Source organism: Empedobacter sp. ULE_I140 (assembly GCF_053482575.1).
The window spans coordinates 1,010,148-1,030,246 of record NZ_JBQMTX010000001.1; the positions used below are offsets into that span (position 1 = coordinate 1,010,148).

Genomic DNA, 20,099 nt, shown 5'->3' on the forward strand with positions numbered 1-20,099 from the left:
AGTTTATATAAGGTATACAATTAATCAAGAAAACGAGTAAGATTAACATAACCGCTCATAATATGACGGTTAAATCGAGAAAAAAGTTACAAAGGGCGTACGGCGGATGCCTAGGCTTTGAGAGGCGATGAAGGACGTGATAAGCTGCGATAAGCTACGGGGAGCGGCACATACGCATTAATCCGTAGATTTCCGAATGGGACAACCCGGCATGTTGAAGGCATGTCACCCAGCAATGGGAGCGAACGTTGGGAACTGAAACATCTAAGTACCAATAGGAAAAGAAATCAATTGAGATTCCGTAAGTAGTGGCGAGCGAACGCGGATTAGCCCTAAAGACTTAATAAGGATAATAGAATAACCTGGAAAGGTTAACCGTAGAGGGTGATAGTCCCGTAAATGAAATTTTTATTAAGTTGATAACGAGTAAGGCGGAACACGAGAAATTCTGTCCGAATATGGGAGGACCATCTTCCAAGGCTAAATACTCCTCAAAGACCGATAGTGAACTAGTACTGTGAAGGAAAGGTGAAAAGCATTTCGAATAGAAAGTTGAAATAGAACCTGAAACCGTACGCCTACAAGCGGTCGGAGCACGTAAGTGTGACGGCGTGCCTTTTGCATAATGAGCCTACGAGTTAATGTTGCTGGCAAGGTTAAGCACTTCAGGTGCGGAGCCGTAGCGAAAGCGAGTCTGAATAGGGCGCTATAGTCAGTAGTATTAGACGCGAAACCTTGTGATCTACCCATGGGCAGGTTGAAGCTTTGGTAACACAAAGTGGAGGACCGAACCGGTTGACGTTGAAAAGTCTTCGGATGACCTGTGGGTAGGGGTGAAAGGCCAATCAAACTGGGAAATAGCTCGTACTCCCCGAAATGCATTTAGGTGCAGCGTTTAGTAAAGTATATTAGAGGTAGAGCTACTGATTGGATGCGGGGGCTTCACCGCCTACCAATTCCTGACAAACTCCGAATGCTAATATATGTTTCTAGGCAGTGAGGGCATGGGTGCTAAGGTCCATGTCCGAGAGGGAAAGAACCCAGACCATCAGCTAAGGTCCCCAAATATATGCTAAGTTGAAAAAACGCGGTTGGATTGCATAGACAGCTAGGATGTTAGCTTGGAAGCAGCTATTCATTTAACGAGTGCGTAACAGCTCACTAGTCGAGCGATCCGGCATGGATAATAATCGGGCATAAGCATATTACCGAAGCTATGGATTAGTACATTAGTACTACTGGTAGGGGAGCATTCTAACGGCGCAGAAGTCATCTGGTAATGGATGGTGGAGCTTTTAGAAAAGAAAATGTAGGCATGAGTAACGATAAAATAAGTGAGAAACTTATTCGCCGTAAGACTAAGGGTTCCTCAGCTATGCTAATCAGCTGAGGGTTAGTCGGGACCTAACACGAACCCTAACGGGGTAGTGGATGGCAAACGGGTTAATATTCCCGTACCTGCACTCAATAAAAGTGACGAATGATTGTAGGAGGTGCGTACTGACGGAATAGTACGTTGAACCTACGTAAAGTAGGGATAGTACACGAAGACTTCGGTTAGAGTGATAATCCTCTGAAAATTGTTCCAAGAAATAGCGAGATGTGCAGCCCGTACCGTAAACCGACACAGGTGGTCGAGGAGAGTATCCTAAGGCGCTCGAGCGATTCATGGTTAAGGAATTAGGCAAAATAGACCTGTAACTTCGGGAGAAAGGTCGCTGACAGCAATGTCAGCCTCAGTAAAAAGGCCCAGGCGACTGTTTATCAAAAACACAGGACTCTGCAAAATAGAAATATGACGTATAGGGTCTGACACCTGCCCGGTGCTGGAAGGTTAAGGAAGGAGCTTAGAGGTAACTCGAAGGTTTTGACTGAAGCCCCAGTAAACGGCGGCCGTAACTATAACGGTCCTAAGGTAGCGAAATTCCTTGTCGGGTAAGTTCCGACCTGCACGAATGGTGTAACGATCTGGGCACTGTCTCAACCATGATCTCGGTGAAATTGTAGTATCGGTGAAGATGCCGGTTAATCGCAACGGGACGAAAAGACCCTGTGAACCTTTACTATAGCTTTGTATTGACTTCGGGTAAATAATGTGTAGGATAGGTGGGAGACTATGAAGCAGTATCGCTAGGTATTGTGGAGTCATTGTTGAAATACCACCCTTTATTTACTTGGAGCCTAACTTCTTTATGGAAGGACAGTGCATGGTGGGTAGTTTGACTGGGGTGGTCGCCTCCAAAAGAGTAACGGAGGCTTTCAAAGGTACCCTCAGCACGCTTGGTAACCGTGCGTAGAGTGTAATGGCATAAGGGTGCTTGACTGTGAGACCAACAAGTCGATCAGGTGCGAAAGCAGGACATAGTGATCCGGTGGTTCCGTATGGAAGGGCCATCGCTCAAAGGATAAAAGGTACTCCGGGGATAACAGGCTAGTCTCCCCCAAGAGCTCACATCGACGGGGAGGTTCGGCACCTCGATGTCGGCTCGTCACATCCTGGGGCTGGAGAAGGTCCCAAGGGTTGGGCTGTTCGCCCATTAAAGTGGCACGCGAGCTGGGTTCAGAACGTCGTGAGACAGTTCGGTCTCTATCTGTTGTGATCGTTAGAAGTTTGAGCGGAGTTGACTCTAGTACGAGAGGACCGTGTTGAACAAACCTCTGGTGTATCAGTTGTGCCGCCAGGTGCACCGCTGAGTAGCTACGTTTGGAAGAGATAAGCACTGAAAGCATATAAGTGCGAAACTCGCCGCAAGATAAGACTTCTTTAAAGGGTCGTTGTAGACTACAACGTTGATAGGCTATAGATGTAAAGGCAGTGATGTCATAGTCGAGTAGTACTAATTACCCATAGACTTTTTCTAAAAAAGTAGAACGAATCAAAGCTAATGATAGCAATATCAAAAATAAAAAAGATTAAATACTAAGATTGATTTAATCGTCATAGAGAAGGTTAGTTAATCTTATTTGGATTAATAGAGTAATACCAAAGATTGTGTGAAGGCTTTAGGCCTAAAGCTTTAAGCTTAATGCATAAAGCTATCTAATAATGTCAAAATATACTAGGAACTAAGACCTATACAAAAATATTAGGGTGACTATAGCTGCAGGGCTCACCTCTTCCCATTCCGAACAGAGAAGTTAAGCCTGCCTGCGCCGATGGTACTGTTACTTACGGGAGAGTAGGTCGTCGCCAGTTTTTATTAAAAGCCTCAAGATTTATTTCTTGAGGCTTTTTTGTATTTATGGATTTCGCTTTAGGCTGAAGGCTGTAAGCTTAATGCATCTTCAAACTATGTTCTATGAAACAAGAAGCTTCCTTTCATCCAACAAGAAGCTTCTAATTAGTCAACGAGAAGCTTCTTCTTTATAAAAAGGAAGCTTCCTTTATAACTTACAACTCATAAATCGAAAAGCCCCTATTTCCCTCAAGTGGATATTTTAACTTCTACTTCTATTCCTGTAAGTCTTAAATCTTACGTCTTATAACTTATTACTCAAAACTCAGAACTTACAACCCGCGTTAGGGATAGTAGTGGAAATCCTTTTGTAGAAATTGGATTTTCCTGTAATCACTTCCAATTTTCTTCTACAAAAGATTGCAACGGATAGCCCGACCGAAGGGAACGCTATAATAATACGCATTTGAATGAAGAATTTTTATATATTTAGGTTTTAAAGTAAACAGGATATGAAACCATTTAATGTGCGTGTATATGCGTTATTGGAACACAAGGGAAAGGTATTGGTGATTCACGAGCCGTTTCAGGGAGAGTTAATTTATAAGTTTCCTGGCGGTGGATTGGAGTTTGGTGAAGGAACAAAAGATTGTATAAGGAGAGAGATAAAAGAGGAATTGAATTTGAAAGTAGAAGTTCATGAACATTTTTATACACAAGATTTTTTTGTGTTGAATGCTTTTGATCCGACAGAACAGGTTTTATTGATTTATTATAAAGCGACAATTACAGAGAAAGCATTGGATAAATTGAAAGTTTTGGATGCGGATATCAACGAATTGTTGTGGTTATCCAAAGAAGAATTGAATGTAGAGAAATTTACGTTAGACGCAGATAAAGTGGTAGTTGATTTGTATAAAAAAGAAAACTTCGAATCTTAAGACTCGAAGTTTATTATTTTTTGATCATCAAAATACTGTATAACGGCGTATTTCATTAACAAGGTTTGTTCATTTGTTTTGAGAGGTGGTAAATCTTCCAACAACTCAAAATGTGGCCAACCATCTGGATCTAATCCATCGAAACGATAAAAACCAAAAGGTTCTAACACGCGACAAACTGCAATGTGTAATAAATTGAGTTTATCATCTTTTTTGAATCGTTTTTTTCCTTGTCCTAATTCTTGAACACCGATCAAAAAAAGAATCGTATCTAAATCTGGTCTTTCACCGTCTGTGAAATTTTGTTGAAAGAATTCTTCAATCAGTTTCCACTTGTTGGTGTTTGATGATGATTCTTCTGTAATTTTTGATATATCCATTTAGAATTTACGTCCTTTGTGACGCATATGTGGGTTTTGTAATTGCGAATTACTTACGTTGAAACGTTTCATTTGATCATTCATCATTTTGATTTGATCTGTAAACATTCCTTTCGAATCGTTTTTCTTCGCTTCTTTAATGTAACCTTCCGCTTCTTTCTTTTTACCTTTTGACATTGCAGCTCCAGCCAAAGATAAATTAGCCATTGCTCTGTCATGATCAAACGATAAACCGTAGTTTAAGGCTTCTTTCATATATTTTTCTGAAACCCCTACATTGTCCTGCGCTTCAGTAATTCCCATCATGTAGTGGTAATATCCCATTTGTTTAGGAATTAATTCTGATGATGGATTTTTGATCTTTTGTAACCATTTTTTCGCTTTTGCCATATCCTCTTTACGTAAAAACCAGAAAGCTAACAAGATGTTTTCGTTTCTGAAATAGAATAAAATTGGAAATACAGTGACTAATAACGAAACAAATCCCCAACCGTATTCGCGAATGGTAAACAAAAAGATTGCTAAAACGATTAATACAGCGGCGATTACTAATTTAATGTATTTGTTCATCGATTATAAATATGATTTGATATTATCTGCAATTTCGATCATTTTCTCGGCAGATAATTGAAGTTTTGGATTTGAGAAATTGATATCTTGCATTGTATTTAGAGGAACCAAATGCACATGTACATGTGGTACCTCTAAACCAACAACAGCTACGCCAACGCGTAAACAAGGTATTGCTTTTTCTATAGCTTGTGCAATTTCGTAAGAAAAGTCCATTAAACCTAAATAGGTTTCTTTGTCTAAATCGAAGATTTTATCGACTTCTTTTTTCGGGATAACCAATACATGACCTTCTACCAAAGGAAAAGCGTCCAAAATAGCGATGTACTTATCGTTTTCGGCAATTTTGTATGATGGTATTTCTCCGTTTATAATTTTAGTGAAAATGCTTGCCATATGTTTTTAATTTTTGAAATCTTAGTCCAAAGATATTTCTAAAATTTCAAAATTTAAAGTCATTCCGTTAGGTAATGTAATTTCTGCAACTTCTCCAAGTGATTTTCCTAACAATCCTTTTGCGATTGGAGTATTCACAGAGATACGCATTTTAGCTAAATCAGCTTCAGATTCAGGTACCAAAGTGTACACTAATTCTTGTCCGTTCGCTGTATTTTTTATTTTAACTTTTGATAATATTGATACTTTAGAATGGTCTAATTTAGATTCATCAATTACGCGTGCATATGCTACAACTTCTTTCAATTTAGCAATTTGCATCTCTAACATTCCTTGAGCCTCTTTTGCAGCATCATATTCTGCATTTTCAGATAAATCTCCTTTATCACGCGCATCAGCAATTTGTTGCGAAATTTTTGGACGCTCAAAAGTTTCTAACTGATGAAGCTCTTCACGCAACTTTTCTAATCCCTCTTTCGTTACATATTGTATATTTGCCATAACAACAATGTTTAATTTTTTATTAAATAGATCTTATAAAATAAATAATCCTACACATATGTAATACTATGCGCAGGACTATTTAGTTATTGTACTACAAAGATAATAAAAAAAATACAGCAAATTAAAAATGAAACAATTTATTAAAACGATTCTAAATAAGGTTATTTTGGTTAGTGTTTTTGCTGGCTTATTTCAAGGCTGCAATTCAGATGATGGTACAGTAAGTTGTGTGCCAAATACAATTGTGAATGTATCAATCAATATCAATTTACCATTATATTCTAATCTTAATAATCCAGGTGGTTGGGTTTATGTAAATGGAACGATGGCAGGTACAAGAGGAATAATTGTAGTACGAACAGCCTCAGGTTATAAAGCGTATGATCGGAATGCCCCACATATATGCCCAACTGAAAAATCTACATTGGTTGTAAAAGAAGATTTTTTTATAGAATGTGAGGTTGATGGAGCAAAATGAGCTTTGATTAACGGAATGCCTATTAAAGATACAAAGGCAGTTAGAGATATGAGGACTTACCAAGTATATGCAAGTCCAAATGGTGTGATTACCATAACGAATTAAATTTTTTATCTAAAGTTTTTTTAATTCACTCAAAAAATAATAATCTTTGCAGGCATCGAAATTATACTTCTTTATTATGCATGCATAAATTTTTCGAATTGTTTTTGAATTAAATTATTTTTAAAAAAAGATAATTTCGTTGTAAAGATTACTCAAATCCATTATTTTTGGTAAATCAAAATTTTATCAATTAAAAAATATTAATAATGAGCATTATTTCGCATATCCATGCAAGACAAATTTTAGATTCTCGTGGTAACCCAACTGTAGAAGTAGACGTGTATACAGAATCAGGTGTTTTAGGTCGTGCAGCTGTTCCATCAGGAGCATCTACAGGAGAGTATGAAGCAGTAGAATTACGTGATGGTGGAGACTTGTACTTAGGTAAAGGAGTTTTGAAAGCTATCGAGAATGTAAATGAAGTGATTGCTCCAGAATTAATTGGTTTTTCTGTTTTCGAACAAAATTTAATCGATCAAGTAATGATTGATTTAGATGGAACTGAAAACAAAGCTAAATTGGGTGCTAATGCAATTTTGGGTGTTTCTTTGGCGGTTGCAAAAGCTGCAGCAGAAGAATTAGGTTTACCATTGTTTAGATACATTGGAGGGGTTAATGCAAACACATTACCAGTTCCAATGATGAATATCGTAAATGGAGGTTCTCACTCTGATGCGCCTATTGCGTTCCAAGAATTCATGATTATGCCAGTTCAGGCAGAATCTTTTTCTGATGCGTTACGCAAAGGAACTGAAGTTTTTCATGCATTAAAGAAAATTTTACACGATCGTGGTTTATCTACAGCAGTAGGTGACGAAGGTGGATTTGCACCAACTTTTGATGGTACAGAAGATGCTTTAGATACTGTAATTTCTGCAATAGAAAAAGCAGGTTACAAAGCAGGTGAAGAAATTATGATTGCATTAGATTGTGCATCATCAGAATTCTATCACGATGGAAAATATGACTATACAAAATTCGAAGGAGAGAAAGGAGCTATCCGTACTTCTGCAGAGCAAGCAGCTTATTTAGCAGAATTGACAGAGAAATATCCAATTATTTCTATCGAAGATGGTATGGATGAAAACGATTGGGAAGGTTGGAAAATCTTAACAGATAAAATCGGTAAACGTGTTCAGATTGTTGGAGACGATTTATTGGTAACGAATGTAACTAAATTAGAAAAAGCAATTGATGTTGAAACAGCAAATTCTATCTTAGTAAAATTCAATCAAATTGGTACGTTAACAGAAACGATCAAAGCAGTACAAATGGCGCAAAATGCACGTTATACAGCAGTTATGTCTCACCGTTCTGGAGAAACAGAAGATGCTACAATTGCAGATTTAGCTGTTGCTTTGAACACAGGACAAATTAAAACTGGTTCTGCTTCTCGCTCTGATCGTATGGCGAAATACAACCAATTATTACGTATTGAAGAGATTCTTGGAGAAACTGCAATTTTTCCAGGGCTTAAGGCTTTTAAAGTTAAGCGATAAAATAATTTGAGACTGATATTTATCAGTCTCAAATTAATAAAAAAAGTGTAAATTACGCAATAAATAATATAAACTATAAAATGTCAGATAAGGTAATATTAAATTACAACGGAAATGAGTTGGAGCTACCTGTTACAACTGGTACAATGGATGAAAAATCTATTGATATTTCCAAGTTAAGAAGTGCTACTGGATTAATCACAATGGATCCAGGTTACAAAAATACAGGGGCATGCGAATCTAAAATTACATTTTTAGATGGTGAAGAAGGTAAGTTGATGTACCGTGGATATCCTATTGAACAATTAGCAGAGAAATCTTCTTTCGTAGAAGTAATGTATTTGTTAATCAAAGGAGAATTACCTACACAAGCTGAATTAGATAAATTTATCGCTGATATTAATGAGTATAACTATGTGTCAGAAGATTTAATCAAAATCTTAGATGCATTCCCAAGTTCTGCTCACCCAATGGGAGTATTAACATCTTTAACAGCTGCTTTATCAGCATTCAACCCAAAAGTTGTTGATGTTACTTCTCCAGATGATATGTACAAAGCGGCAGTTACTTTATTAGGTAAATTCCCAGTATTAGCGTCTTGGACACAAAGAAAAATTAAAGGATTACCAGTTAACTACTCTAACGATAAATTATCTTATGTAGAAAACTTTTATCAATTATTATTCAAAAAACCAGGTCAAGAATTAGACTTAGATCCAGTTATTATTGATGCAATTGACAAATTATTAATCTTACACGCGGATCATGAGCAAAACTGTTCTACATCAAGTGTACGTTTAGTAGGTTCTTCTCATGCAGGTTTATTTGCTTCTATCTCTGGAGGTATTTCTGCATTATGGGGACCATTACACGGAGGTGCTAACCAAGCAGTATTAGAAATGTTAGAAGCGATCAAAAATGATGGTGGAGATGTTGAAAAATACTTAGCTAAAGCAAAAGATAAAAACGATCCATTCCGTTTAATGGGATTTGGACACCGTGTTTATAAAAACTTTGACCCTCGTGCGAAAATCATCAAAGTAGCTGCGGATAACGTTTTAGAGAAATTAGGAATCAATGATCCTATTTTAGATATTGCGAAAAAATTAGAGCAAGCTGCTTTAGAAGACGAGTATTTCAAATCAAGAAACTTATATCCAAACGTAGATTTCTATTCAGGAATTATCTACAAAGCGTTAGATATCCCAACTGAAATGTTTACAGTTATGTTTGCTGTTGGACGTCTACCAGGATGGATTGCACAATGGATGGAAATGCGCGAAACAAATCAACCAATTGGTCGCCCTCGTCAATTATACACAGGAGCACCATTACGTGATTACGTTGAAATTGAAAACAGATAAGAATTTTCTTATTTATCATATAATCCGAAAATCAAACTTTGATTTTCGGATTTTTTTTAACAATTAATTTTTAGAGATTGTTTGTTTAAAATATGTTAAAACCTTATTTTTAAGTAAATTAAATTTTGTAACCATGAAATTTGAGAAAATACATAATAAAGGTCAAGCGCAAATCTTCGAAAACAAATACCTCGAAATGTTGACAAAAGGTCATCCCGCAGTTATTTGGGGAATGTACATTCCTCTACTTTCCTATTGTATTTATTATGGTATTTATAGCTACGACTTATCTACAATAACAGTTATTTCAATTTTTTTTGGTGCGATGCTATTTTGGACCTTGTTCGAATATTTTGCGCATCGTTATCTTTTTCATTGGACAGCCGAACAACCAAGTCTAAAACGAATTGTTTACATTTTTCACGGAAATCATCATCATTATCCACGCGATAAACAACGTTTGTTTATGCCTCCAGTTCCAAGTATTCTTTTGGCATCAATCATTTTCTTGATTCAATATTTAATTTTAGGGAAATATGCCTTTGCTTTCTTTCCTGGTTTTATGATTGGCTATTTATTGTATGCATCTATGCATTATTTGATTCATGCTATTGCACCACCTTTCAAGTTTATGAAACCACTTTGGCGTAATCATCATTTGCATCATTATAAAGACGAAGAATTAGGTTTTGGCGTTTCCAATACGTTTTGGGATCGTATTTTCGGAACAATGTTCGACCTAAAGAATGAAAAAGAAGACAAAGAAAAAGTAAAAGAATTGATGTTTGAGAAGAAAAGTTAATTTTTCGTATCTTCCGTCAAATTAATCACACATATAAAAATGAAAAAATATACTTTACTTGCAATTGGATTACTTGCTTTCAATCAAGCAAACGCGCAATATTCAAAAGAAAATCAAAAGAAATATGTCGAAGAATTAGCTTCTGATGCTATGCAGGGTCGAAAATTTGGAACGCCCGAAAATCGATTGGCTGCTGAATTTATTGCTGAAAAATTCAAACAAAATAAATTAAAACCTTGTGTTGGTGATTCATATTTAATCGAATTTGAATATAAAGGCAAAACAGGACAAAATGTTTGCGGAATCAAAGAAGGTAAATCGACTGATATTTACGCTGTAGGTGCGCATTTTGATCATGTTGGAACAGATGACAAAGGTGAGGATAAAATTTTTAATGGAGCAGATGACAATGCAAGTGGAACATCGGCTGTAATGGCGTTGTCTGATTATTTTAAGAATAAGAAAGTGAAGCAAAACATGATGTTTATGGCTTTTGATGCAGAAGAAATTGGATTAATTGGTTCTAAAATGTTGGTTGAAAATCCGGATTTCCAAAAATATTTACCGCAAATGAAAGTGATGTTGAATTTAGAAATGATTGGAACGGTATCTGCTTTTGGCGAAGGTAAAGTGTATATGACAGGAAGTGATCGTTCGGATTTGATGGAGATTATGAATAAAAATTCTTGCAAAACGTTTAACGTAGAGCACGATCCTTATTTACAACAGCAATTATTTTATCGTTCGGATAATGTAAACTTTGTCAATCATAAGGTGGTTTCTCACTCACTTTCATCGGTCAATATGGAAAATCAAAATCATTATCATCAAGTTAATGATGAAATTTCGGTGATTAATTTTAAAAATCTTTCAACAATCACAAAAGGAATTGGACGTAGCTTAAATAAAATGATGAAGAATAATGAAGCACCAAAATATTTAAAATAAAATTTAATCCGTTCTACTTGAACGGATTTTTGTTTACCATATTTTGTAACAAGTAATCTAAAAAATCAACTAATATTGAAAATGATCTAAATGAGTAAATTAATCAATCCTTTAAGTTGTTGTATTCTTGCAATTTTGTTATTTTTAATTCTTTCGGTTAATTTCTTTCCAATCGAAGGATTAGAAAAATTATACAAATATAGAATTGTATTAATTGTGCTTTATGTTGTATTGCGATTATTAAAACATTTTGTATACAAAGAAAACATCAAAACAAAGGAATAGAATTGTAACAGGAAGCTTCGAACAATCCTATGTTTTAATTAACATATTATTTTACAGATTTTTTACTGAAAGAGGAGAATAATTAAAAAAAAATATTATTTTTATTATACATAAGTAAATTAGGTATATGATAGATGTTCAATTTTATAAAGGAACCTTACAACCAATTATCTTAAAATTATTACAAGATAATGGTAAAATGTATGGTTACGAGATTATAAGTAAAATAAAAATCCTTTCTAATAATCAATTTGAAATCAAAGAAGGTGCTCTGTATCCTATTTTACATAAGCTCGAAACCCAAAATGTAATTGAAGTTGAAGCAGTAAAAATAAATGGAAGAATCCGTAAGTATTACAAATTAACCGAAATTGGACAAGAAGAAACTGTCAATCGATTAGCGTCACTGAATGAAACAATAGATCAAATACAGAATTTAATTAATCCTAAATTGTCTAATCTATGAGAAAATTAAATGAGATTGAAATTGAAAAATTATTTCAATTTACTAAGAATCATTATGTAGAATATTATGATTTACAGATTGAGTTAGTTGATCATTTGGCTTGTGGAATTGAAGAGCAATGGAATTTTGATGAAACAATTTCTTTTGAAGATGCTTTAAAAATTGAGTTTAAAAAATTTGGTGTATTTGGATTTTCAGATATTGTTGACAACAGGAAATTAGAACTTCAGAAGAAATATAAAAAACTGATTAATAGAGCAATTTTAGATCATCTAAAAACGAAAGAATACATTGGATTGATTTTACCTTTTGCTCTTGTTTATATGCTTTTTACTTTGATTGATGAAAAAATTACTTTTGCTGTTGTAGTAATACTTTTTTATGGTTTTAGTATTTTTCAACTTATACGATTGAATAGGGAATATAAACGTAAAACAAAAAATTTGGGTATAAAATTAGTTTTGGTAGAAACGATTTATAAAAATTTTATATCTATTTCAGCTGCTTCGGGAATATTTAATTTAGGTATTCAGTCAATTCTTCATTTTAATGTTAATTTCTTTTATTTGAATTTAGGTGCAGCTATATTGTTACCCCTATTATTTTTAATTTTATATGTTTCGTGCTATTATTTACCTAAGCATTCCGAAGAAATAATAAAGGAATTGTATCCAGAATATCATTTAATAATAAATTAAAAAAAGCTCATTCGGAGCTTTTATTTTATGCTTGACTTTCGTCTTTTTGTAATAATAATTTATAAATTAATCCACCTACAATTGCGCCAGCGATTGGTGTAACCCAAAATAACCATAATTGTGTTAAAGGTTCGCCGCCTATAAAAATAGCTTGTGATGTAGAACGGGCAGGGTTTACGGATGTGTTAGTGATTGGAATAGAAATTAAGTGAATTAATGTTAAGGCTAATCCAATTGCAATTCCAGCAAATTTTCCGTTTGCAAATTTATCTGTAGCACCTAAAATAACAATTAAGAAGAAGGCTGTTAAGACATATTCAATTAGAAAAGCAGATAACATGCTATAACCATGTGGAGAAAAGGCTCCATATCCATTGGAAGCGAATGCACCAGCTTTGGTATTTTCAATTGCAAAATCTGAGTTTCCAGATGCGATTAAGTATAATACACCAGCTGCAGCAATTGCTCCGAGTACTTGTGAAATAATATAAGGAATAAGTTGTTTTCCATCAAATCGTCCTCCAGCAAATAATCCGAAAGAGACAGCAGGGTTGAAATGTCCTCCAGAAATATGACCAACTGCATAAGCCATTGTTAACACAGTAAGACCAAATGCTAATGCAACACCAGCGTAACCAATTCCTAATTCGGGAATACCAGCTGCAAAGATTGCACTACCACAACCTCCGAAAACTAACCAAAAAGTACCGAAAAACTCGGCAGCATAATTTTTCATAAATGTTTTAATATTAAAAGTTTAGTTAGAATGAATTTTAAAAAAAATTAAGAAATACAAACATTTTAAACATTTAAATTATTTCAATAAAAAAATCGCTCCGATTTCTCAGAGCGATTTGTATTTATAATATATTCTTTCTAGAATAATTAATCCATATAGGCTTCGATAGGAGCACATGTACAAATTAAGTTACGATCTCCGTAAGCATCATCAATACGAGAAACAGATGCAAAGAATTTACGCTCGCGAACCCATTCTGCTGGATATGCAGCTTTAGAACGAGAGTAAGGATATTTCCACTCGTCTGCTGTAATCAAGTGAATTGGGTGAGGCGCGTTGTGTAATACATTGTTGTCAACTGGATAATCTCCGTTTGCAACTTCGTCGATTTCTTGACGAATAGAAATTAATGCATCACAAAAACGATCTAATTCTGCTTTGTTTTCTGATTCTGTAGGCTCTACCATCAACGTTCCAGCAACTGGGAAAGATACTGTTGGTGCGTGGAATCCGTAATCAATCAAACGTTTTGCAATATCAGTAACTTCGATACCTGCTTTTTTGAATGGACGACAATCTAAGATAAATTCGTGTGCCACTACATTGTTTCCATTTGTATATAAAATGTCAAAATGTTTCTCTAAACGAGTTTTCATGTAATTAGCATTTAAAATTGCACCTTGTGTCGCTTTCAATAAACCTTCTGCTCCTAACATTAAAATGTAAGAGTAAGAAATTGGTAAAATGAACGCAGAACCATAAGGAGCTGCAGCAAATGTATTTGTCGCTTCTTTTCCTCCAGTTTCGATTAATGGAGAAGATCCTAAGAAAGGAGCTAAGTGTGCTTTAACACAAATTGGTCCTACACCAGGTCCTCCACCTCCGTGAGGAATAGCGAATGTTTTGTGTAAGTTTAAGTGACAAACGTCTGCACCAATATTTCCTGGAGAAGTTAATCCAACTTGTGCATTCATATTTGCACCGTCCATATAAACTTGACCTCCGTATGCGTGAATCATTTCAGTAACTTCTTCGATATTGCTATCAAAAGCGCCATAAGTTGATGGATAAGTAATCATCAATGCAGCTAAGTTATCTTTATGTTTTTCACATTTTTCTTTCAAGTCAACTAAATCTGTTTCACCAGATTCTAAGTTTTTCACAACAACAACTTGCATTCCAGCCATTGCAGCAGAAGCAGGGTTAGTTCCGTGAGCAGATTGTGGAATCAACACTACATTTCTGTGTCCTTCTCCTTTTGCCTCAAAGTAAGAACGAATAACCATTAAACCTGCATATTCTCCTTGTGCACCAGAATTTGGTTGTAAAGAAGTTGCATCAAAACCTGTAATTACAGCTAAATAATCTTCTAAGTTTTTGATTAATGTTTGGTAACCTTCTACTTGATCTTTTGGAGTGAAAGGGTGAACATTCCCCATTCTTTCCCAAGACATATGCAATAATTCTGTTGCAGCATTCAATTTCATTGTACAAGAACCTAATGCAATCATCGATTGGTTAAGCGCTAAATCTTTACGTTCTAAACGTTTGATGTAACGCATTAATTCTGTTTCTGTATGATATAAATTGAAGTTTTCGTGTGTTAAGAAATCAGAAGTTCTGATTAAATCTTGAGGTAAATAAGAATCATCTACTTCAAATTCGAAACCGTCTTCTGTGTTTTTAATTGTTGCAAAAACACTTAAAATTTCAAAAATATCTTCTTCAGAAGTCATTTCATCAATTGTGATTGAAATTTTTCCGTTTTCGAATCCATTTACATTAATTTCTTCTTCTGCAAAAATCTTCACAATTTCGTCAGAGTTTTCAACCTCAATTTGAATTGTATCGAAGAAATTTGTATTCACTAATTTAAATCCTAAATGCTCTAAACCTCCGTGTAAAACAGCTGCTTTAGTATGGATTTGATCAGCGATATATTGTAAACCATCTTTACCGTGATAAACCGCGTAGAAAGAAGCCATAACTGCTAACAATACTTGTGCAGTACAAATGTTAGAAGTTGCTTTTTCACGTTTGATATGTTGTTCACGCGTTTGTAAAGCCATACGCAATGCATAATTTCCTAAACGATCTTGAGAAACTCCAATAATACGTCCTGGAATTACACGCTTATATTCTTCTGTACAAGATAAGAAAGCTGCGTGTGGTCCACCGTATCCCATTGGAACACCAAAACGTTGAGAAGTACCAATTGCGATATCAGCTCCCCATTCACCTGGAGGTGTTAATAATGTTAAAGCTAATAAATCTGTTGCAACAGCAACTTTTACGTTAACAGCATTTGCTTTTTCTACAAATGATTTATAATTATTGATTTGTCCTCCTTTTCCGATGTATTGTACAATCGCTCCGAAGAATTCTTCTGTTAATTCAGTTGTTTCAAAGTTTCCAACAACTAATTCAATTCCTAAACCGTGTGCTTTCGTTTCTAAAACTGCTACAGATTGAGGGAATAAGTTGTCTGCTACAAAAAATTTGTTGACATTGTTTTTCTTTTGATCACGAGAACGAGATTCAAATAACATGTGCATTGCTTCACCACATGCAGTACCTTCGTCTAATAAAGAGGCATTTGCGATAGGTAAACCTGTTAAATCAGAAATAACAGTTTGGAAATTTAATAAAGCTTCTAAACGTCCTTGCGCAATTTCCGCTTGGTATGGTGTATAAGCTGTGTACCAACCAGCATTTTCTAATATATTACGTTGAATTGGTGCTGGTAAAATTGTACCATAATATCCATATCCAAGATAATTTTTTACTTTTTTATTTTTTGAAGCGATTTCAGCTAAATGATTAATAGCTTCAAATTCTGATAAAGCTTCTGGTAGATCCAAAGCATTTTTCAATCGAATGTTCTGAGGAACTGTTGCCTCAATTAAAGAATCAATAGAATCTTTCCCAATAACAGAAAGCATTTCAGCTGCTTGCTGCGCATTGTTTCCAATATGTCTAATGGAAAAATCGTTTGTGTTCATTGTGTTTGCGCTATGTTTATTTTCGCGTAAAAATACGTTTTTTTATCTTAAAATAAAAGTGAACAACAATCTTAAAAATTAATTGAATGAATTGATTAGAATTTTATTTTTTTAGAAATAAATGTGAATAAAAACTTTCTTTTTTTTCAAAAAATAGTAATATTGGCAATAGAATTGAGATAAATAATTCGGTAGAATTTCTTAAATTTATTCTACGTTTAAAAAAATCTATGAAAACAAACGATTTTATGGAACTAAATGAAAATACTTCTGAAGTCAAAAAAGAGAAAAAATTTCCATTCTTAAAGAAATTGGAAATAATGATGGAAGAGGCGAAATTAGAGGATGCGAAAAAATCTAAAATGAAACGTGTTCATAAAAAAGGTAATTCGCAAATCGCTAAAAAAATGGGGGAAGAAGCCGTAGAAATGGTGATTGCTTCGGAACAAGATAACGACGAAAACTTTTTGGAAGAATCGGCAGATGTTTTCTTTTATTACCTTATGGCTTTACATGCGCGTGGCTTTGAATTAAAAGATGTTTTGGAGATTTTAAAGAAAAGGCACAAAAAATAATTAACACCTTATATTGATATGCAAAAGGGCGGAACGTCGATGAAATTAATAATTGCCGCAGCAATTGTTATTTTTTCTGTTATAAAATATTTTTCTTCTTCGGAAGTCAATGAAATTACAGGCGAAAAGCAATATATTTCATTAACCAAAGATGACGAAATTGCGATGGGAATTAATTCGGCTCCGCAAATGGCTCAAGAGTTTGGTGGACTATCTCGCAATGCCCAATACCAAGAACTTGTAAAACGAGTAGGCGCGAAAGTGGTCAATACTAGTGATGCGCATAAAACGAATTATCCATTTCAGTTTTATGTGTTAGCAGATAATCGAACTGTAAATGCTTTTGCATTGCCTGGTGGCCCAATTTTTATTACCGAAGCTTTGTTGACGCGTTTGCAAAACGAAGATCAATTGGCTGGAGTTTTGGGACACGAAGTTGGTCACGTTATTGCGCGTCATAGTGCAGAACAAATGTCGAAACAAGAACTTTCGCAAGGAATTGCAGGAGCGGCAGGTGTTGCAGCTGGAGACGCAAATTCGGCTTATTATGCGCAAGTTGTGGCAAATATGGTGAACATGAAATATGGTCGTGATGATGAATTGGAGTCTGATGATTTGGGCGTTCGATTTATGATTCAAGCAGGATATAATCCAGAAGCATTGATTGGTGTAATGGATATTTTGGAAGAAGCTTCGGGAGGAAGCCAAGTTCCAGAGTTTCAGAGTACGCATCCATCACCATCTAATCGTCGCGAAAAAATAAAAGCTGCAATTGAGAAATACAGAAGTCAGTAGAAATATATATGGTTTTAACTTATAGAGAAGCATCATTATCTGATGTTGAAAATCTTCGTACTCTTGGGATAGATTCTTATCAACAATTCGAACATGTTTTAAACCCTTTGAATTGGAATAAGATGTACTCTTTTTTAAGTGCATAACAATCGTATAGAGATTTACTTTCCAAATCTACTTGTTTTGTTTGCGAATTCGATAATCAGATTATTGGTATGGCTTTTTTAGTTTCGAAAGGAAATCCTACCGAAATATTCGAAAAAGATTGGACTTAATTGAGAATGGTTGGAGTCCATCCTAATTTTTTAGGAAAAGGAATAGGTAGAGAATTAATAAAAATTTGTATTTTATTTGCAAAAGAATCAGATGAAAAAATTATCGCACTTCATACATCAGAATTTATGAATTCAGCTCGACATCTTTATGAAGATTTAGGTTTTGTAATGAACAAAGAACAAAACCAATTTTTGATAAAAAATACTGGCTTTATTTGTTAAAGCTTTAAAATTTAATCTAAAAACTTCGCCTTCAATTCTGGACTAGGTAACCAACAACTTTCTTGTTTTCCAAACCAACGATAACGATTTTTCGCAATAAAACTATAAACCACATCGCGCAAAGGCTTTGGAACAATCATAAAAATAGTCAACAACGAAGTTATTCCGTCCAAATATTTCGAAATTTTAAGTGCGGCAGATGATTTGGTATAAAATTTATCATCTTCAATAAAAACGATAGAATCAAATTTTGTCGCATCCAGATTATTTTCTTTCAAGAAATTTTGTCCAAAATCAGATTGTAATGAAGCAAACTGAAATTGATTTTTTTTGTCATGTTCAATCACAAACTGAACAGATTGATTGCATAAATTGCAAATTCCATCAAACAAAATAATTTTCCTCGTTTTCATACAATAAATATACGCTAAAAGTAGCTAAACTCTAAAGGTTATTTTTAAATTAGCCAAAATTAACAATCAATCATGTTTAGCGAATATTTATTCCGAAAAGTTGATAATTCTCCACTTGTAATTTTCCGAATAATCTTTGGTTTATTAATTGTTGCAGAATGTTGGGGAGCCATTTTTACAGGTTGGGTACAAACAAATTTTGTTGAACCGCACATTACATTTTCGTTCATCGGATTCGAGTGGACAAATGTCTTCTTGGGACAAAATATGATTTATTTGTACGTGCTCATGGGAATTTTAGGCTGGTTTATCGTGTTTGGATTTGCTTACCGATTTTCGATTATAGTATTTTCTATTTTATGGTCGTTGACGTATTTCATGCAAAAAACAAGCTACAACAACCATTATTATCTGTTTATGCTAGTTTCGTGGATGATGACAATAATTCCTGCGCATCATTTCTTTTCGATTGATAGTTTGATTTTCCCGAAAATAAAACGTCTAACTATGCGCAATTGGGTGCCAACTTTATTCATTATTCAGTTATTGATTGTATACACTTTTGCTGCTTTCGCGAAGATTTATCCAGATTGGTTTAACGGTGTTTTTTTACAAATGAAATTTCACGAATATGGCGATTTATTAACAACAAAATATAATTTGATTGGATTAGGAAAAGTTGTAAGTAGTTTAGAGTTTGCACAGGTTTTTGCTTGGGGCGGATTCATTTTCGATTTATTGATTATTCCTGCAATGTTGATGAATAGAACGCGCGGGATTGCTTTCAAATGTGCTGTAGCCTTTCATATTTTCAATTCAGCAGTTTTCGGGATTGGGATATTTCCTTTCTTTGCTTTGGCAATGTTAATATTCTTTTATGATCCAGTAAAAATTCAGGAAGTTATTTTTCCTAAAAAATCATTTATGATGGATCGTTCAGATGATGATAATTTATTGACAACTCGTCGTGTCATGTTCTCTTATTTGATGTTTTTCTACGTAGTTTGGCAAATATTTTTACCTGTTCGCCATTACTTTATTCCCGGAAATGTTTTTTGGACAGAGGAAGGTCATCGCATGGCTTGGCGAATGATGTTGCGTAATAAAGCGGGTGAAGTTGTGGTATATGTTTCGAAACCAGATCCACAGAAAAAAGGTAAATTCTTGAAACGCGAGAAAGTAGATTTGACTAAATATCTAACCTTTAAACAAATGTCAAAAATGGCGGTTAGTCCAGATATGATGTGGCAATTTGCACGCTATGTAAAATATGATTATGCGAAAAATGGTGTGAATGATGTCAAAGTTTTTGTGGATGCAAAAGTTTCTGTCAATGGCAGCGATTATTATCAATTTACAAATGCAAATTACAATTTAGCTTACACAACTTGGAGTTATTTTGGACATCAAAAATGGATTCAGCCAACACCAAAAGAGTTGAATTTATCTTATTTTGAATAAATTTA

General features: G+C 34.6%; 20 protein-coding genes and 2 rRNA genes. 15 read left to right on the plus strand and 7 right to left on the minus strand.

The genetic code is table 11. The features are described 5' to 3' along the window. Window positions 1-79: 79 nt before the first annotated feature. From ACTS9J_RS04820 to ACTS9J_RS04830, 3 genes are all read left to right on the plus strand, one after another. A 23S ribosomal RNA gene (locus ACTS9J_RS04820) occupies window positions 80-2,861 on the plus strand. A 226-nt stretch (window positions 2,862-3,087) separates the two neighbouring features. Continuing rightward, a 5S ribosomal RNA gene (gene rrf / locus ACTS9J_RS04825) occupies window positions 3,088-3,196 on the plus strand. Between the two features lie 492 nt (window positions 3,197-3,688). Beyond that, entirely contained in the window at window positions 3,689-4,117 is a 429-nt protein-coding gene (locus ACTS9J_RS04830; RefSeq protein ID WP_280037508.1) for an NUDIX domain-containing protein, read from the plus strand. Here the strand turns inward: ACTS9J_RS04830 and ACTS9J_RS04835 are convergent. Genes ACTS9J_RS04835 through greA form a run of 4 tightly spaced genes read right to left on the minus strand, consistent with a single transcriptional unit; the run spans window position 4,114 to window position 5,964 of the window. Then, window positions 4,114-4,497: a hypothetical protein gene (locus ACTS9J_RS04835; protein WP_219035367.1), complete on the minus strand. Its 384-nt coding sequence runs from the start codon at window positions 4,495-4,497 to the stop codon at window positions 4,114-4,116. The genes ACTS9J_RS04830 and ACTS9J_RS04835 overlap by 4 nt on opposite strands. Then, complete coding sequence (locus ACTS9J_RS04840; RefSeq protein WP_219035368.1) at window positions 4,498-5,067, minus strand: tetratricopeptide repeat protein; 570 nt, start codon at window positions 5,065-5,067, stop codon at window positions 4,498-4,500. A 3-nt stretch (window positions 5,068-5,070) separates the two neighbouring features. Further along, complete coding sequence (locus ACTS9J_RS04845) at window positions 5,071-5,463, minus strand: HIT family protein (protein WP_114999218.1); 393 nt, start codon at window positions 5,461-5,463, stop codon at window positions 5,071-5,073. Between the two features lie 21 nt (window positions 5,464-5,484). After that, window positions 5,485-5,964: a transcription elongation factor GreA gene (greA, locus tag ACTS9J_RS04850; RefSeq protein ID WP_019976987.1), complete on the minus strand. Its 480-nt coding sequence runs from the start codon at window positions 5,962-5,964 to the stop codon at window positions 5,485-5,487. Window positions 5,965-6,094: 130 nt separating this feature from the next. Here greA and ACTS9J_RS04855 point away from each other — a divergent pair, with 130 nt between their 5' ends. From ACTS9J_RS04855 to ACTS9J_RS04890, 8 genes are all read left to right on the plus strand, one after another. Continuing rightward, window positions 6,095-6,445 (plus strand): hypothetical protein, encoded by a 351-nt coding sequence (locus tag ACTS9J_RS04855; RefSeq protein ID WP_448352942.1) that lies wholly within the window; start codon window positions 6,095-6,097, stop codon window positions 6,443-6,445. A 311-nt stretch (window positions 6,446-6,756) separates the two neighbouring features. Continuing rightward, on the plus strand, window positions 6,757-8,049 hold the full coding sequence (gene eno / locus ACTS9J_RS04860; RefSeq protein WP_221856624.1) for a phosphopyruvate hydratase: 1,293 nt from the start codon (window positions 6,757-6,759) through the stop codon (window positions 8,047-8,049). An 80-nt stretch (window positions 8,050-8,129) separates the two neighbouring features. Further along, window positions 8,130-9,413, plus strand: a complete 1,284-nt coding sequence (locus ACTS9J_RS04865) for a citrate synthase (protein WP_125350643.1) — start codon at window positions 8,130-8,132, stop codon at window positions 9,411-9,413. A 133-nt stretch (window positions 9,414-9,546) separates the two neighbouring features. Continuing rightward, on the plus strand, window positions 9,547-10,215 hold the full coding sequence (locus ACTS9J_RS04870) for a sterol desaturase family protein (protein ID WP_286496397.1): 669 nt from the start codon (window positions 9,547-9,549) through the stop codon (window positions 10,213-10,215). 39 nt (window positions 10,216-10,254) lie between these two features. Further along, window positions 10,255-11,163 (plus strand): M28 family metallopeptidase, encoded by a 909-nt coding sequence (locus tag ACTS9J_RS04875; RefSeq protein ID WP_448352943.1) that lies wholly within the window; start codon window positions 10,255-10,257, stop codon window positions 11,161-11,163. A 90-nt stretch (window positions 11,164-11,253) separates the two neighbouring features. After that, window positions 11,254-11,448 (plus strand): hypothetical protein, encoded by a 195-nt coding sequence (locus tag ACTS9J_RS04880; RefSeq protein WP_291077439.1) that lies wholly within the window; start codon window positions 11,254-11,256, stop codon window positions 11,446-11,448. A 127-nt stretch (window positions 11,449-11,575) separates the two neighbouring features. After that, window positions 11,576-11,914 (plus strand): PadR family transcriptional regulator, encoded by a 339-nt coding sequence (locus tag ACTS9J_RS04885; protein WP_291077437.1) that lies wholly within the window; start codon window positions 11,576-11,578, stop codon window positions 11,912-11,914. Continuing rightward, a complete protein-coding gene (locus ACTS9J_RS04890) occupies window positions 11,911-12,612 on the plus strand; it encodes a hypothetical protein (protein WP_448352944.1) in 702 nt (233 codons plus the stop codon). The genes ACTS9J_RS04885 and ACTS9J_RS04890 overlap by 4 nt, the downstream gene beginning before the upstream one ends. A gap of 25 nt (window positions 12,613-12,637) precedes the next feature. Here ACTS9J_RS04890 and aqpZ read toward each other — a convergent pair whose 3' ends face one another. Both aqpZ and gcvP read right to left on the minus strand, forming a co-directional pair. After that, window positions 12,638-13,348 (minus strand): aquaporin Z, encoded by a 711-nt coding sequence (gene aqpZ, locus ACTS9J_RS04895; RefSeq protein WP_291063192.1) that lies wholly within the window; start codon window positions 13,346-13,348, stop codon window positions 12,638-12,640. Window positions 13,349-13,497: 149 nt separating this feature from the next. Beyond that, the gene (gene gcvP, locus ACTS9J_RS04900) at window positions 13,498-16,353 is read right to left on the minus strand and encodes an aminomethyl-transferring glycine dehydrogenase (protein WP_448352945.1); all 2,856 of its coding nucleotides are present in this window, start codon (window positions 16,351-16,353) and stop codon (window positions 13,498-13,500) included. Between the two features lie 230 nt (window positions 16,354-16,583). On the opposite strand from gcvP, the gene hisE reads away from it, so the two are divergent. From hisE to ACTS9J_RS04915, 3 genes are all read left to right on the plus strand, one after another. Then, entirely contained in the window at window positions 16,584-16,928 is a 345-nt protein-coding gene (hisE, locus tag ACTS9J_RS04905; protein ID WP_125350653.1) for a phosphoribosyl-ATP diphosphatase, read from the plus strand. A gap of 18 nt (window positions 16,929-16,946) precedes the next feature. Beyond that, window positions 16,947-17,723, plus strand: a complete 777-nt coding sequence (locus ACTS9J_RS04910; RefSeq protein WP_286495379.1) for a M48 family metalloprotease — start codon at window positions 16,947-16,949, stop codon at window positions 17,721-17,723. 281 nt (window positions 17,724-18,004) lie between these two features. After that, on the plus strand, window positions 18,005-18,220 hold the full coding sequence (locus ACTS9J_RS04915) for a GNAT family N-acetyltransferase (RefSeq protein WP_260509645.1): 216 nt from the start codon (window positions 18,005-18,007) through the stop codon (window positions 18,218-18,220). Between the two features lie 11 nt (window positions 18,221-18,231). Here ACTS9J_RS04915 and ACTS9J_RS04920 read toward each other — a convergent pair whose 3' ends face one another. Next, a complete protein-coding gene (locus tag ACTS9J_RS04920) occupies window positions 18,232-18,633 on the minus strand; it encodes a thiol-disulfide oxidoreductase DCC family protein (RefSeq protein WP_291071433.1) in 402 nt (133 codons plus the stop codon). 72 nt (window positions 18,634-18,705) lie between these two features. Between ACTS9J_RS04920 and ACTS9J_RS04925 the strand changes: the two genes are divergently transcribed. Beyond that, window positions 18,706-20,094: an HTTM domain-containing protein gene (locus ACTS9J_RS04925; protein ID WP_448352946.1), complete on the plus strand. Its 1,389-nt coding sequence runs from the start codon at window positions 18,706-18,708 to the stop codon at window positions 20,092-20,094. The last annotated feature ends 5 nt before the right edge of the window (window positions 20,095-20,099 follow it).

What these genes read in the sequence shown, in the direction of transcription:
- ACTS9J_RS04830 (WP_280037508.1), top strand. Translation starts at nt 3,689, where the DNA reads ATGAAACCATTTAATGTGCGTGTATATGCGTTATTGGAACACAAGGGA.
- ACTS9J_RS04835 (WP_219035367.1), bottom strand. Translation starts at nt 4,497, where the DNA reads ATGGATATATCAAAAATTACAGAAGAATCATCATCAAACACCAACAAG.
- ACTS9J_RS04840 (WP_219035368.1), bottom strand. Translation starts at nt 5,067, where the DNA reads ATGAACAAATACATTAAATTAGTAATCGCCGCTGTATTAATCGTTTTA.
- ACTS9J_RS04845 (WP_114999218.1), bottom strand. Translation starts at nt 5,463, where the DNA reads ATGGCAAGCATTTTCACTAAAATTATAAACGGAGAAATACCATCATAC.
- greA (WP_019976987.1), bottom strand. Translation starts at nt 5,964, where the DNA reads ATGGCAAATATACAATATGTAACGAAAGAGGGATTAGAAAAGTTGCGT.
- ACTS9J_RS04855 (WP_448352942.1), top strand. Translation starts at nt 6,095, where the DNA reads ATGAAACAATTTATTAAAACGATTCTAAATAAGGTTATTTTGGTTAGT.
- eno (WP_221856624.1), top strand. Translation starts at nt 6,757, where the DNA reads ATGAGCATTATTTCGCATATCCATGCAAGACAAATTTTAGATTCTCGT.
- ACTS9J_RS04865 (WP_125350643.1), top strand. Translation starts at nt 8,130, where the DNA reads ATGTCAGATAAGGTAATATTAAATTACAACGGAAATGAGTTGGAGCTA.
- ACTS9J_RS04870 (WP_286496397.1), top strand. Translation starts at nt 9,547, where the DNA reads ATGAAATTTGAGAAAATACATAATAAAGGTCAAGCGCAAATCTTCGAA.
- ACTS9J_RS04875 (WP_448352943.1), top strand. Translation starts at nt 10,255, where the DNA reads ATGAAAAAATATACTTTACTTGCAATTGGATTACTTGCTTTCAATCAA.
- ACTS9J_RS04880 (WP_291077439.1), top strand. Translation starts at nt 11,254, where the DNA reads ATGAGTAAATTAATCAATCCTTTAAGTTGTTGTATTCTTGCAATTTTG.
- ACTS9J_RS04885 (WP_291077437.1), top strand. Translation starts at nt 11,576, where the DNA reads ATGATAGATGTTCAATTTTATAAAGGAACCTTACAACCAATTATCTTA.
- ACTS9J_RS04890 (WP_448352944.1), top strand. Translation starts at nt 11,911, where the DNA reads ATGAGAAAATTAAATGAGATTGAAATTGAAAAATTATTTCAATTTACT.
- aqpZ (WP_291063192.1), bottom strand. Translation starts at nt 13,348, where the DNA reads ATGAAAAATTATGCTGCCGAGTTTTTCGGTACTTTTTGGTTAGTTTTC.
- gcvP (WP_448352945.1), bottom strand. Translation starts at nt 16,353, where the DNA reads ATGAACACAAACGATTTTTCCATTAGACATATTGGAAACAATGCGCAG.
- hisE (WP_125350653.1), top strand. Translation starts at nt 16,584, where the DNA reads ATGAAAACAAACGATTTTATGGAACTAAATGAAAATACTTCTGAAGTC.
- ACTS9J_RS04910 (WP_286495379.1), top strand. Translation starts at nt 16,947, where the DNA reads ATGCAAAAGGGCGGAACGTCGATGAAATTAATAATTGCCGCAGCAATT.
- ACTS9J_RS04915 (WP_260509645.1), top strand. Translation starts at nt 18,005, where the DNA reads ATGGTTGGAGTCCATCCTAATTTTTTAGGAAAAGGAATAGGTAGAGAA.
- ACTS9J_RS04920 (WP_291071433.1), bottom strand. Translation starts at nt 18,633, where the DNA reads ATGAAAACGAGGAAAATTATTTTGTTTGATGGAATTTGCAATTTATGC.
- ACTS9J_RS04925 (WP_448352946.1), top strand. Translation starts at nt 18,706, where the DNA reads ATGTTTAGCGAATATTTATTCCGAAAAGTTGATAATTCTCCACTTGTA.